Here is a 13,612-nt window from a genome sequence, read left to right as displayed (position 1 = left end):
TCTTCAACGTGTGTGAAAGCGCCTCCCTCATGAGCCCTCTGCGGGGCGGCTCATGAGCTCCACACCCATTCCCAACACCTTCGACGAGGAAAAACCGCGCGACCCTTACTGGTACAAACGCGCGGTTTTCTACGAAGTCCTGATCCGGGGCTTCGCCGACTCCAACGGGGACGGGACCGGCGACATCCGAGGCTTGATCGACAAGCTCGACTACCTGCAGTGGCTGGGCGTCGACTGCCTCTGGCTGCTGCCGCTGTACGACTCGCCGCTGCGGGACGGCGGCTACGACATCTCCGACTTCATGAAGATCCTGCCCGAGTTCGGCGATCTCGGGGACTTCGTGCGGCTGGTCGACGAGGCCCACAAACGCGGCATGCGGGTCATCGCCGACCTCGTCGTGAACCACACCAGCGACGCCCACCCCTGGTTCCAGGCCTCCCGGCACGACCCCGAGGGGCCGTACGGCGACTTCTACGTCTGGTCGTCCACGGATGAGAAGTACCAGGACGCCCGGATCATCTTCATCGACACCGAGACGTCGAACTGGACCTACGACCCCGTGCGCGGCCAGTACTACTGGCACCGCTTCTTCCACCACCAGCCCGACCTCAACTACGAGAACCCGGCGGTGCAGGAGGCGATGCTGGAGGTGCTGCGCTTCTGGCTGGACCTCGGGATCGACGGCTTCCGCCTGGACGCCGTGCCCTACCTCTTCGAGGAGGAGGGCACCAACTGCGAGAACCTGCCCAGGACGCACGAATACCTCAGGCGCATCAGGGCCGAGGTGGACCGGCTCTACCCCGACCGGGTGCTGCTGGCCGAAGCGAACCAGTGGCCGTCCGACGTGGTGGAATACTTCGGCGACCCGGTCGGCGGCGGCGACGAGTGCCACATGGCCTTCCACTTCCCGCTCATGCCGCGCATCTTCATGGCCGTGCGCAGGGAGTCGCGCTATCCCATCTCCGAGATCCTGGCCCAGACGCCCAAGATCCCCGAGCACTGCCAGTGGGGCATCTTCCTGCGCAACCACGACGAGCTGACGCTCGAGATGGTCACGGACGAAGAGCGCGACTACATGTACACCGAGTACGCCAAAGACCCCCGCATGCGGGCCAACGTCGGCATCCGCCGCCGCCTGGCGCCCCTGCTGGAGAACGACCGCAACCAGATCGAGCTGTTCACCGCGCTGCTCCTGTCGCTGCCCGGCTCCCCCGTGCTCTACTACGGCGACGAGATCGGCATGGGCGACAACATCTGGCTCGGCGACCGCGACGGCGTGCGCACCCCCATGCAGTGGGACCCCGACCGCAACGCGGGCTTCTCCGACTGCGACCCCGGCCGGCTCTACCTGCCGGTCATCATGGACCCGATCTACGGCTACCAGGCCATCAACGTCGAGGCCCAGCAGAAGAACGCCGGCTCCCTGCTGCACTGGACCCGGCGCATGATCGAGATCCGCAAGCGCCACCCGGTCTTCGGCCTGGGCGGCTACGCCGAGCTCAACTCCTCCAACCCCAGCGTGCTGGCGTTCGTCCGGGAGCTGGGCGACGACCGGATGCTGTGCGTGAACAACCTGTCACGCTTCCCGCAGCCCGTGGAGCTGGATCTGCGGAGGTTTGTCGGCGTCTCTCCCGTGGAAACAATGGGAGGCGTGCCATTTCCGGCAATTGGCGAACTTCCGTATCTTTTGACGCTTCCCGGGCATGGGTTCTATTGGTTCACGCTCCCGCCGGCCATCACCCAGGAGGAGTAGGACGTGCTTGATGAGCTCCTTGCCGCATGGATCAGCCGCCAACGTTGGTTCGGCGGCAAGGGGCGCCCGATCGACGGCCTGTCGATCGACGCGGACGTCGAGCTGACGCCCGGCCTCAGACACCTGATCGTCGCCGTCTGGCAGGAGGGCTCGCGCGACCGCTACCAGCTCCTGCTCGGCGAGCGCGCCGACCTGCCCGACCGGCTCGGGCACGCCCTCATCGGCACCGCCGGCGGCACCCACCTCTACGACGCCGTGCACGACGCCGACCGCATGGGCTGGCTGCTCGACGGCATGGCCCGCGACGAGACCCGCCGCGGGCTGCGCATGCGCCACGTGCCCGGCACGGACATCGACACCGCGCAGCGCAGCCTCGTCCTGGGGGCCGAGCAGTCCAACACCTCGCTGGTGTACGGCGACGCCTACATCTGCAAGCTGTTCCGCCGGCTCATCCCGGGCGTCAACCCGGAGCTGGAGATCGTCACCGCGCTGGCGGCCAGGCACGCGCCGCACATCGCGCAGCCGTACGGGTGGATCGAGGCCGACCTCGACGGGACCACCACCACGCTGGCGATCATGCAGCAGTTCCTCTCCCCCGCCAACGACGGCTGGGAGATGGCCCTGGCCAGCGTGCGCGACCTGTACGCCTCGCTGCCCCAGGTGCCGGCCTCCGAGGCGGGCGGGGACTTCGCGGCCGAGGCGGTGCGGCTGGGCGAGGCCACCGCCCGCGTGCACCACGAGCTGGCCCGCGCCTTCCCCACCGGCATCGTGGAGATCCACGAGGTCAAACGCATGGCCGAGACGTTCAGGCGGCGGCTCGGGCGGGCCGTGGCCGAGGTGCCCGAGCTGCGCCGGCACGTGTCGGCCATCGAGGACGCCTACCACCAGGTGGAGCTGCTCACCAACGAGGTGCCCGTGCAACGGGTTCACGGGGACTACCACCTGGGCCAGGTGATGCGCACGCCGACCGACTGGGTCGTCCTGGACTTCGAGGGCGAGCCCGGCCAGCCGCTGAACGAGCGCCGCGCCCTGTACTCCCCGCTGCGGGACGTGGCGGGGATGTTGCGCTCCTTCGACTACGCGGCCCGGCACCTGCTGGCCGACCACCCCGACGCGGCGGAGCTGGAGCCGCGCGCCCAGGAGTGGGCCGACCGCAACCGCGCCGCCTTCCTCGACGGCTACACCGAGGGCGGCGGCGTGATCAGCCCGGCGGACGCGGCGCTGCTGCGGGCGTTCGAGCTGTCGAAGGCGGTCTATGAGGTCGTGTACGAGGCCCGCAACCGCCCCTCCTGGATCCCCATCCCGCTGGCCGCCTTCGGCCCCCGCACCGCCTAGCGCCGCGCCCCGGGATCCGGCGGGCGGGTTCGTTCAGGCCAGCTCTTCGGCCAGGCCGGACAGGCCCTCGTGGCCCAGGCCGCGGGCCGTGCGCTGGTCGACGATCGCCTTCAGCGGGAGCAGCAGGTCCGGCTTGACGTTCTGCTCCCGGAAGGCCCGGACGATGTTCTCCAGCCCTGACCGGTTGATCTCCAGGTTGGAGACCTCCGTGCTGTGGTCGCCGGAGTCGATCTTCTCCGCCCATCCGGACTGCTGCCCCGCCATCGCGACCATCCACGGGGTCAGCAGCGACGACTCGAACTCCGCCAGCGGGAAGCCGGCCGACCTGGCCAGGGCCGCCGCCTCCAGGAAGCCGGCGATCTGGCCGTACATGCCGGTCAGCATGGCCAGGTCGAGCAGCGGCGCCATGCCGGGGTCCGTGCCGGTGAAGCGGGGCTGGGCCATGGCGGCGAGCGCGCCCTCGTACCGGTCGAAGGCGGTCTTGGAGCCGCTGTAGAGGATGAGGGCGCCCGGCTGGGCGATCATCTGGGGGACGGCCATGATGCCGCCGGCGAGGTACTCGCCGCCGCGCTCGGCCACCCACGCGGCCGTCTCGCGGGCCTCCTTGGGCCGGCCCGTGGTGAGGTTGGCGATGATCCGGCCGTCCAGCGGGATGCCGTCCAGCGTCGCCAGCACCGAGGGGTAGTCCAGCAGGCAGACGATCACGAAGGGGCTCGCGGCCACGGCCTCCTCGGGGGTGGCCGCCTGCTTGGCGCCCTTGGCGGCCAGCGCCTCGGCCTTGGCCGGGGTGCGGTTCCAGACCGTGACCTGGTGGCCGGCGGCGAGCAGGCTCTCCGCGAGAGCGGTGCCCATGAGTCCGAGGCCAAGAATGGAGATGTTTTCCGACATTTCAGTGTTCCTTCTGAGTAGTGGTGATGCGGCTAGCCTCCTCTCGGGCGGTTATGGTCGGGTTCCGAGTTGGTTATGGGGGGCGGATGCGGTTCGGGGTGCTTGGCCCGCTCGCGGTGTGGACGCCGGACGGGCGGCCGGTCCAGGTGCCGGAGGTCAAGGTCAGGGCGCTGCTGGCGGGGTTGCTGATCCACGCGGGGCGGACGGTCTCCGCCGACCGGCTGATCGAGGACCTGTGGGGCGACCGGCCGCCCGCCGACGCCGCGGCCGCGCTGCGGGTGAAGGTGTCGCAGTTGCGCCGGGCGCTGGGCGAGCGGGAGCTGGTGGCGTACCGGGCGCCGGGGTACGCGCTGCGTGCCGAGCCGGAGTCCCTGGACGCCGGCCGCTTCGAGGCCCTGCTCGCGCGCGCCCGGCGCACCGGCGACCCGGAGGCGCGGGCCGTGCTGCTGCGCGAGGCGCTCGGGTTGTGGCGGGGCGGCGCGTACGCCGAGTTCGCCGACGAGCCGTTCGCCAGGGCGGCGGTGGCCCGGCTGGAGGAGCAGCGGCTGGTGGCGGTGGAGGAGCTGGCCGAGGCGCGGCTCGGGCTGGGCGAGCACGCGGCGCTGGCGGCCGAGCTGACCGACCTGGTGGCCGAGCACCCGCTGCGGGAGCGGCTGCGGGCCGTGCACGTACGGGCCCTGTACCGGGCCGGGCGGCAGGGCGAGGCGCTGGCCGGCTACGAGGATCTGCGCCGGCGGCTGGCCGACGAGCTGGGGCTGGACCCAGGGCCGGAGCTGGTGGCGCTGCACCAGGCGATCCTGGAGCAGGACCCGGCCCTGGAGGCGCCCGCCGCGCGGCCCCGTACGAACCTGCCCGCGCCGCTGACCAGCCTGGTGGGCCGGGACGAGGCGGTGGCCGAGGTGCGGGCGCTGCTGCGCGCCAACCGGCTCGTCACGCTCACCGGCCCCGGCGGCGTCGGCAAGACCCGCCTGGCCCTGGCCGCCGCCACGCCCGACCACCGGCCCGCGCCGACGGGACCTGTCCGTACGCCCGCCGAAACGGCCGGCGCCGCCTTCGGCGCGGCGGGTCCGGAGGGCTTCGAGGGTGGCGTGTGGCTGGTGGAGCTGGCCGCGCTCGGGGCCGGGGCGCAGCTGGTCGAGGTGGCCGAGGTGGTCGCGGGCGTGCTGGGCCTGCGCGACGACGCGCCCGGCTCCCTCATGGAGCGCCTGTCCGCCGTCCTGGCCGACAGGCCCACGCTGCTGGTGCTGGACAACTGCGAGCACGTGGTCGAGCAGGTCGCGACGCTGGCCGCGCAGCTCCTGCGGGCCGCGCCGGAGCTGCGGGTGCTGGCCACCAGCCAGGAGTCGCTGCGCATCGAGGGCGAGGCGCTGTGGAGCGTGCCGCCGCTGGACCGGAAGGCGGCGGTGGAGCTGTTCGCGGCGCGGGCCGGCCTCGGGGCGGGCAGCACGGCGGACGCCGACCTCCTGGAGATCTGCGAGCGGCTGGACGGCATCCCCCTCGCCCTGGAGCTGGCCGCCACGCGGATGCGCGTGCTGAGCCCGAGACAGCTCGCCGAGCGGCTCGACGACCGCTTCCGGCTGCTCGCCTCGGGCCTGCGCGGCGCTCCGGCCCGGCAGCAGACGCTGCGCGCGATGATCGACTGGAGCTGGGAGCTGCTGACGGAGTCGGAGCGGGTGGTGCTGCGGCGGCTGGCCGTGCACGCGGACGGCTGCACGCTGGAGGCGGCCGAGGAGGTCTGCGCGGAGCCGGGCCTGGACGTGCTCGACCTGCTGGCCCGCCTGGTGGACCGCTCCCTGCTGGTACGGACGAGCGGGCACGCGGCGGGCCCCGCGGGGCCGCGGTACCGGCTGCTGGAGTCGGTGGCCGCCTACTGCCAGGAGCGGTTGCGGGAGGCGGGCGAGCTGGACGACGTGCGGCTCAGGCACGTACGCCACTACGCCGCCCTGGCCGTACGCCTGGAGCCGTCCCTGCGCGGGCACGACCAGCGCCGCGCGCTCGCCCGGCTCGACGCCGAGGCCGCCAACCTCAGGACGGCCCTGGAGACGGCGGTCCGCCTGCGGGTCCCGGACGAGGCGCTGCGCCTGGTGAACGCCATGGCGTGGTACTGGATGCTGCGCGGCAGGCTGGGCGAGGCCCGCCGCGCCCTGAAGTCGGCCCTGTCCATCGCCCAGCCCGCCACACAGCCCGCCGCCCAGCCCGCCGCACAGCCCGGCGACCTGGCCACCGCACAGCCCGGCGACCCGGCCACCGCGGGGAGCTGGGAGCCGGCCGCGGCGCGGGCCGCGACGTGGCTGGCCGGGTTCGAGATGCTGGCGGGTCACGGCCGGGTCGTGCCGGTGGACGGCGCGCTGTTCGAGGCCATCACGGATCCGTCGGAGCGCGCGCGGGCGCGGTGGTTCATGGGGTTCGCCCTGTTCGGGTACGACGACCGCGCGGCGAGCGAGGAGCTGGCGACGACGGCGCTGGCGGAGTTCCGGCGGCTCGGCGACGACTGGGGCACCGCGGCCGCGCTCACCCTGCTGGGCGGCCAGGCCGCCATGCGCGGCGACCTGCCGGCGCTGGGCGAGTCGGCCGAGCGGGCGCTGGCCCTGTTCAGGCGGGCCGGTGACCGGTGGGGCGAGCTGCGGGCCACGGAGAGCCTGGGCACGCTGGCCGAGATCACCGGCGACTACGAGCGGGCGGCGGCGCTGCGCCTGGAGGTCCTGGGCATGGCCGAGGAGCTGGGCCTGTGGAGCTCGGTGTCGGACGCGCTGTCCCGGCTGGGCCGGATCGCCATGCTGACCGGCGACCACGTACGGGCCGACGACTACCACGAGCGGGCCAGGCGGCTGGCGGTGGCGCAGTCGAACCGGCCGGCCGAGGAGTTCGCCGAGGTGGGCCTGGCGCTGAGCGCGCGCAGGCAGGGCAGGCTCGACGAGGCCGAGCGGCGGCTGCGGGCCTGGCTGGACTGGGTCAAGGACGTGGCCGGCGACCCCGGCGCGGCGCTGATCCTGGCCGAGCTGGGGTTCGTGGCCGAGCAGCGCGGCGACGCGGCGGCGGCGCTGGACCTGCAGCGCCAGGGGCTCGCGGCGGCGCGCAAGGTGGGCGACCCGCGGGCGGCCGCGCTGGCCCTGGAGGGCCTGGCGGGCGCGCTGGCGCTCGGCGGGCGGCACGGGGAGGCCGCGCGGCTGCTGGGCCGCGCCGCCGCCCTCAGGGAGTCGGTGGGGGCGCCGCTGCCGCCGGGCGAGCGGGGCGACGTCGAGCGGATCACGGCGGCCCTGAGCGCCGCCCTGGGCCCGGAGGCGCTCGCGGTGGCCCTGGCCGAGGGCGCCGATCTCCCGCTGGAGGCGGACCCGCATTCCTGACAAAAGCCCCAGGCGAGGCGGGGACCCGGCAGGCGACCGCAACCTCATCTAAACCCAAGAACACGTCCCGTTTTTCGCACTTCCCGTGATTGTCCCGGTGAAAGCGGGCAGTGCCTGGGATGGACGGGCCGGCATAAGGCAGTGTTGGGAGCATGCCGATGAGGACAGAGCTCGACCGCCTGGCGGGCGGTGCGCACCACGATCCGCATTCCGTGCTGGGAGCACACCCCGTGACGGGCGGGGTGGTGTTCCGCACGCTGCGCCCGCTGGCGGAGAAGGTGCGGGTGGTGCTGGAGGACGGCTCTGCCCACGACATGAAACACGTGGCCCACGGGGTCTTCGAGGTGACGGTGCCGGGCCTGGACAAGGTGCCTGGCTACACGCTGAGCGTGAAGTACGCCGGGGCGGAGCCGTACGAGGTGCGTGACCCGTACCGGCACTGGCCCACGCTCGGGGAGGTGGACCTGCACCTGATCGGCGAGGGCCGGCACGAGCGGCTGTGGGAGGCGCTCGGGGCGCGCGTGATGGAGCACGAGGACGTCCAGGGCACGGCGTTCGCCGTCTGGGCGCCCAACGCGCGCGGCATCAGGGTCGTCGGCGACTTCAACCACTGGGACGGCACCGCCTACCCGATGCGGTCGCTGGGCCGCTCGGGGGTGTGGGAGCTGTTCGTGCCGGGCCTGGGGGCGGGCCAGCGCTACAAGTACCAGGTGCTGGGCGCCGACGGGGTGTGGCGCGACAAGGCCGACCCCATGGCCAGGCGCACCGAGGTGCCGCCGATGACGGCCTCGGTGATCGACAAGTCCGACTACTCCTGGCAGGACGACGCCTGGATGGTCGAGCGGCGCGAGCGGCAGGCGCAGACCGGGCCGATGAGCGTCTACGAGGTGCACCTGGGCTCGTGGCGGCCCGGCCTGTCATACGTGGAGCTGGCCGAGCAGCTCTCCGAGTACGTCGCCGACCTGGGCTTCACCCACGTCGAGCTGCTGCCCGTGGCCGAGCACCCGTTCGGCGGGTCGTGGGGCTACCAGGTGACCTCCTACTACGCGCCGACGGCCAGGTTCGGCACGCCCGACGAGTTCCGCCACTTCGTGGACCGCCTGCACCAGCGCGGCATCGGCGTGCTGCTCGACTGGGTGCCGGCCCACTTCCCGATGGACGACTGGGCGCTGGCCCGCTTCGACGGCACGCCGCTGTACGAGCACGCCGACCCGGCCAGGGGCGAGCACCCCGACTGGGGCACGTACGTCTTCGACTTCGGCCGCAGGGAGGTGCGCAACTTCCTGGTCGCCAACGCGCTGTTCTGGCTGAAGGAGTTCCACATCGACGGCCTGCGGGTGGACGCCGTGGCCTCGATGCTCTACCTCGACTACTCGCGGCGCGAGGGCGAGTGGACGCCCAACGTCTACGGCGGCCGGGAGAACCTCGACGCCGTCGAGTTCCTCAAAGAGATGAACATGGTCTGCTACCGGGAGGCGCCCGGCATCTCGACCGTGGCCGAGGAGTCGACGGCCTGGCCGGGGGTCTCGCGGCCGGTGCACCTGGGCGGGCTGGGCTTCGGCTTCAAGTGGAACATGGGGTGGATGCACGACACGCTCGAATACCTGCGGCACGAGCCGGTCTTCCGCCAGTACCACCACCATCAGATGACGTTCTCGCTGCTGTACGCCTACTCCGAGAACTACGTGCTGCCGCTGTCCCACGACGAGGTCGTACACGGCAAGGGCTCGCTGCTGGGCAAGATGCCGGGCGACGAATGGCAGCGCTTCGCGCAGCTGCGGGCGCTGCTGGCGTTCATGTGGGCGCATCCGGGCAAGCAGCTGCTGTTCATGGGCGGCGAGTTCGGCCAGGGCTCCGAGTGGTCGGAGGAGCGCGGGCTGGACTGGTGGGTGCTGGAGTTCGACGGCCACCAGGGCGTGCAGCGGCTGGTACGCGACCTCAACCGGCTCTACCGCGAGACCCCCGCCCTGTGGGAGCAGGACTCGCGGCCCGAGGGGTTCCGGTGGATCGACGCCGACGACGCCTCGGGCAACACGTTCTCGTTCGTGCGTTACGCCAACGACGGGTCCGCGGTGGCGTGCGTGGTGAACTTCAGCGGCGGGCCGCACGAGAACTACCGGCTCGGGCTGCCGTACGCGGGCCGGTGGACGGAGGCGGTCAACACCGACGCCTACGACTACTGGGGCAGCGGCGTGGGCAACATGGGGGCGGTCGAGGCCGGGGACGAGCCGTGGCACGGGCTGCCGTACTCGACGACGCTGCGGGTGCCGCCGCTCGGCGCGGTCTGGCTCACGCACGAGGGCGACCGCGCCCCGGAACAGGACCGCCCGGCCGAGACCGCCCTGCCGAAGCCGGTTGACCGGGGCCGGGTGACCGGAGCCTGATGCGCGGGGCCCGCTGAGCCCGACCTGGCGAGCGGGGCCCGATGAGCGGGCCCTGATAAGCCCGGCTCGGTGAGCCCGGCCTGATGAGCGGGGCCCGATGAGCGCACCGGCCGGCCCGGTCGAACGGGCCGGCCGGGGGCCGGGGCGGGCTGAATGGCCGGGGTGCGGCCGCTGAAAGTTCGGTGAGAAACGCCGTGCAGACCTGTGCGTGTCGGGCAAATCGCCCTAAACTCCGAGATCATCCCCTTCGGAGGACGCGTGCGATTCCGCCCCCTGATCGTCAGCACGATCGCGCTGGCCCTGCTGCCGCTGTCGGGTCCCGCCCACGCGGAGACCCCGGCGCCCGCCCCCACCCCGGGCGTGGCGCAGACGCCGACAGAGCCACCGCCCCCGGAGCAGCAGCCGACAGAGCCACCGCCGTCCGAGCAATCACCGTCCGAGCAGCCGCAACCCGGGCAATCACCGTCCGAGCAGCCCACCTCCGGGGAGCCCCAGCGGCCCGAGGACAAGGTCGAGGACGGCTTAGGCGTCGACGGCGGCACCGAACGCGCCATCGTCGAGCTGACGAACCCGGCCGAGAACGCCCCCGTGGCGACCGAGGCGGCGGCCGAGAGCGTGGACGTGGTGCTGCGGCCGCAGAGCCAGTCGTTCATGGTCGTCGAGGGCACCGCGGAGGAGCTGGCCAAGCTCGCCGAGGACCCGCGGGTCTCGGCCATCCGCCGGGACCGCACGTACACACCGTCGGAGATCACCCCGAACCTCGCCCTCATCGGCGCCGACCAGGCGCGCGCCAAGAGCGGGAATGGCGCGGGCCAGGTCGTGGCCGTGCTCGACACCGGCATCGACCCCGACCACCCGTGGTTCGCCGGCCGGATCGTGGCCCAGGCGTGCTTCTCCGCCACGGAGGCCGGCGTCGAGTCCCTCTGCCCCAACGGCCAGACCTCCCAGACCGACGGCAACGCCGCCGACGCCACCTGGGAGCGGTGCCTGCTCGACGGCATGAACCTGTGCGACCACGGCTCCCACGTCGCGGGCATCGCGGCCGGCACCGGCGGCGTGGCGCCGGGCGCGGGGATCGTCGCGGTGCAGGTGTTCAGCCGGGTCAACGACGAGGACCTGTGCGGGGCGGCGGCGTGCCTGCTGGCGTACGAGTCGTCGCTGCTGCAGGCCATGAACTACGTGGCGGGCCTGAGTCAGCCCGTGGCCGCGGTCAACCTGAGCCTGGGCGGCTACCTGTACGAGTCGTCCTGCGACGGCACCCCGGAAGGCGCGGCCTTCAAGCAGCAGATCGACGCGCTGCTGGCCAAGGGCGTCGCGACCGTGGTGGCGGCGGGCAACGAGTCGTACGCGGGCGTGTCGCACCCGGCCTGCGTCTCCAGCGCGGTGGCCGTCGGCGCGAACGACAACTCCGACCGCATCGCGGACTTCTCCAACGTCGGGTCGATGGTGGACCTGTACGCGCCGGGCGTGGACATCGACTCGGCCGTGCCGGACAACGCCCAGGCCGTCTACAGCGGCACCTCGATGGCGACCCCGCACGTGGCGGGCGCGCTGGCGCTGATGAAGGCGGCCGGCCCGACCACGCCGATGGCCGAGCTGATCGACAAGCTGAAGGCCGCCGGCCGGCCGTACGTGTACGACCTCGGCGGCACGCAGGTCACCACGCCGCGCCTGGACCTGGCGGCGGCCCTGGCCGGGGCGGCCGTACAGGAGCCGGTGCCGCAGAGCCCGGACCCGTGGACGTCCGACGACCCGCAGCAGCCCGACCCGCGCGACAGCAGCGGCCCCAGCCCCGAGCCCGAGAGCCCGCCCGCGGACCCCGCCCCGGACCCCGCGCCGGCGCCGTCCACCAGCCCGGTCCCGCTGCCGACCGTGACGGTCACGGTGACCGTGACGCACACCGCGGCGACGCAGGGCGCGCTCTGCAAGCGCGGCACGACCGCCAAGAAGCTGGCGGCCAAGACGTGGACCGTGGAGATCCACCGCAGCAGCGGCTCGATCCCCGACGCCACGCTCACCTGCTACCTGAAGCTGATCAGCAAGTCGAGCAAGGTGTTCCCGGAGCTGACGAAGGCGTCGTCACTGGGCAAGGCGTACCGCGTGCTGAAGAGCGGCAAGACCGGCAAGGCCCGCCTGGACGCGGCGCTGCTGACGGCCTGGCTGAACTGGGCGCACGGCACGAACGGCACCACGGCGCTGAACGCGGCCGAGAAGGTCCGGCTCTCCAGCAAGCCGTCCGCGGCGGCGCTGAAGAAAGCCACGAAAAATCTCCTTAAGACCGTCAAGTAACCAGATATCGGAACTAGACCTCGAAAAGGCCGATCACTTGCGACCGGCCTTTCGCTTGCGTCACTTAAAAGCAAAAACGCCCCCAACGCTGTCTTGAGTTGCATACGTCACCGACATCACAGTTGTCACACGCGGGGAGATAACCGGCTGTACAGCAGCCGGGAGCCGGACGGCTTCACGGCTCCAGCTCCGGGAGGAAGACGTGAGGCTACGGTCCCTGCTGGCCGGCGCGACGACGCTGGCCCTGACCACCGCCGTGCTCTGCGCCGGTCCGGCGCTCCAGGCCGACACCACCGACACCGGCAACCCGATCATCAGCCCCGCGCTGGTCTCCGAGATCCGGGCGAAGAGCAAGGTACGCTCCATCATCCAGATCAAGCCCGGCCAGAGCGTGGAGGCCGTGGCCAGCGACCTCGAACAGGCCTCCGAGAGCAGCCGCGTCCTGGAGTCGGCCAAGTCGAACAGCTTCTTCGTCGCCGAGGTCGACAACGCGACGCTGGCCAAGCTCAAGCAGGACCCGCGCGTCCAGTCCGTCTACAAGGACGAGCTGAGCATGCCCTTCCTCGACAGCACCACCCGCACGATCCGCTCCGTCCAGGCCAACGCCGCCGGCTGGACCGGCACGGGCACCACCGTCGCCGTGCTCGACACGGGCATCGACCGCGACCACCCGTTCTTCGCCGGCCGCATCGCCGACGAGGCGTGCTTCTCCTCCTCCAGCGCCAGCGACGGCACCGTCTCGCTCTGCCCGAACGGCCAGCCCAGCCAGACCGGCCCCGGCGCGGCCGACGTCGAGACGGCACAGTGCATCGTCGAGAACGCCAACGCCAACGCCAACGCGCGCGTCAACGCCTGCAACCACGGCACGCACGTGGCGGGCATCTCCGTCGGCCGGACGACCCAGGGGGCGCCGGCCAGCGGCGTCGCTCCCGAAGCCCGCATCCTGCCCATCCAGGTGTTCACCCGCGTCAACAGCGCGCTGACCTGCGCCATCGGCGGCGCGCAGGCGCCCTGCTTCCGCAGCTACACCTCCGACCAGAAGCTGGCGCTGGAGTACGTGACGCGCGTCGTCAGGACGCACAACATCGCGGCGGTGAACATGAGCCTGGGCACCGCCCGCGGCTTCACCGAGGCGTGCGACGGCGACCCGTCCGCCGCCGCCGTCAAGCCCGAGTTCGACGCGCTGGCCGCCCTCGGGGTGGCCCCGGTGGTCGCCGCGGGCAACAGCGGCCTGCCGAACGCCGTCGCCTCCCCCGCCTGCATCTCCACGGCCATCGCCGTCGGCGCCACGAACGACGCCGACGCCGTGGCCCCGTTCAGCAACCGCGGCAAGCTGCTCGACCTGTTCGCGCCCGGCGTGGACGTCACCTCGGCGGTCCCGGACGACACGTGGGGCGTCAAGAACGGCACCTCGATGGCCGCGCCACACGTGGCGGGCGCGTTCGCGCTGCTGCGCCAGGCGTACCCGAACTTCACGGTCGCGCAGAGCCTGCAACAACTGCAGACGACCGGCGCCCAGGTGCAGTACGACTCGTCGGGCGCCCCGGCGATGACCTCCAGGATCAACATGGAAGCCGCCATCACCACCACCCAGACCCCTGCCAACCCCGGGGTGTGAC

General features: G+C 72.4%; 7 protein-coding genes. 6 read left to right on the top strand and 1 reads right to left on the bottom strand.

What is annotated here, in order from left to right:
- The first annotated feature begins 52 nt into the window (after positions 1-52).
- The gene (gene treS, locus IO39_RS18850) at positions 53-1,753 is read left to right on the top strand and encodes a maltose alpha-D-glucosyltransferase (protein ID WP_043624543.1); all 1,701 of its coding nucleotides are present in this window, start codon (positions 53-55) and stop codon (positions 1,751-1,753) included.
- Positions 1,754-1,756: 3 nt separating this feature from the next.
- Positions 1,757-3,088 (top strand): maltokinase N-terminal cap-like domain-containing protein, encoded by a 1,332-nt coding sequence (locus IO39_RS18845; protein ID WP_043624540.1) that lies wholly within the window; start codon positions 1,757-1,759, stop codon positions 3,086-3,088.
- A gap of 33 nt (positions 3,089-3,121) precedes the next feature.
- On the opposite strand, the gene IO39_RS18840 is transcribed toward IO39_RS18845, so the two are convergent.
- Complete coding sequence (locus IO39_RS18840; protein WP_043624538.1) at positions 3,122-3,976, bottom strand: NAD(P)-dependent oxidoreductase; 855 nt, start codon at positions 3,974-3,976, stop codon at positions 3,122-3,124.
- An 86-nt stretch (positions 3,977-4,062) separates the two neighbouring features.
- On the opposite strand from IO39_RS18840, the gene IO39_RS18835 reads away from it, so the two are divergent.
- The 4 genes from IO39_RS18835 to IO39_RS18820 all read left to right on the top strand — a co-directional run bounded on the left by IO39_RS18835 (position 4,063) and on the right by IO39_RS18820 (position 13,611).
- A complete protein-coding gene (locus tag IO39_RS18835) occupies positions 4,063-7,320 on the top strand; it encodes an AfsR/SARP family transcriptional regulator (RefSeq protein WP_043624534.1) in 3,258 nt (1,085 codons plus the stop codon).
- Positions 7,321-7,478: 158 nt separating this feature from the next.
- Positions 7,479-9,704: a 1,4-alpha-glucan branching protein GlgB gene (gene glgB / locus IO39_RS18830; RefSeq protein ID WP_245642052.1), complete on the top strand. Its 2,226-nt coding sequence runs from the start codon at positions 7,479-7,481 to the stop codon at positions 9,702-9,704.
- A gap of 258 nt (positions 9,705-9,962) precedes the next feature.
- Positions 9,963-11,993 (top strand): S8 family peptidase, encoded by a 2,031-nt coding sequence (locus tag IO39_RS50755; protein ID WP_052423062.1) that lies wholly within the window; start codon positions 9,963-9,965, stop codon positions 11,991-11,993.
- A gap of 202 nt (positions 11,994-12,195) precedes the next feature.
- A complete protein-coding gene (locus IO39_RS18820; RefSeq protein ID WP_052423061.1) occupies positions 12,196-13,611 on the top strand; it encodes a S8 family peptidase in 1,416 nt (471 codons plus the stop codon).
- Position 13,612: the final 1 nt, after the last annotated feature.

The sequence above is a fragment of the Nonomuraea candida genome (assembly GCF_000725485.1).
GTDB classification, from domain to species: domain Bacteria; phylum Actinomycetota; class Actinomycetes; order Streptosporangiales; family Streptosporangiaceae; genus Nonomuraea; species Nonomuraea candida.
The sequence above is the reverse complement of the archived record's forward strand: the minus strand, read 5'-3'. Positions and strand labels throughout refer to the sequence as shown.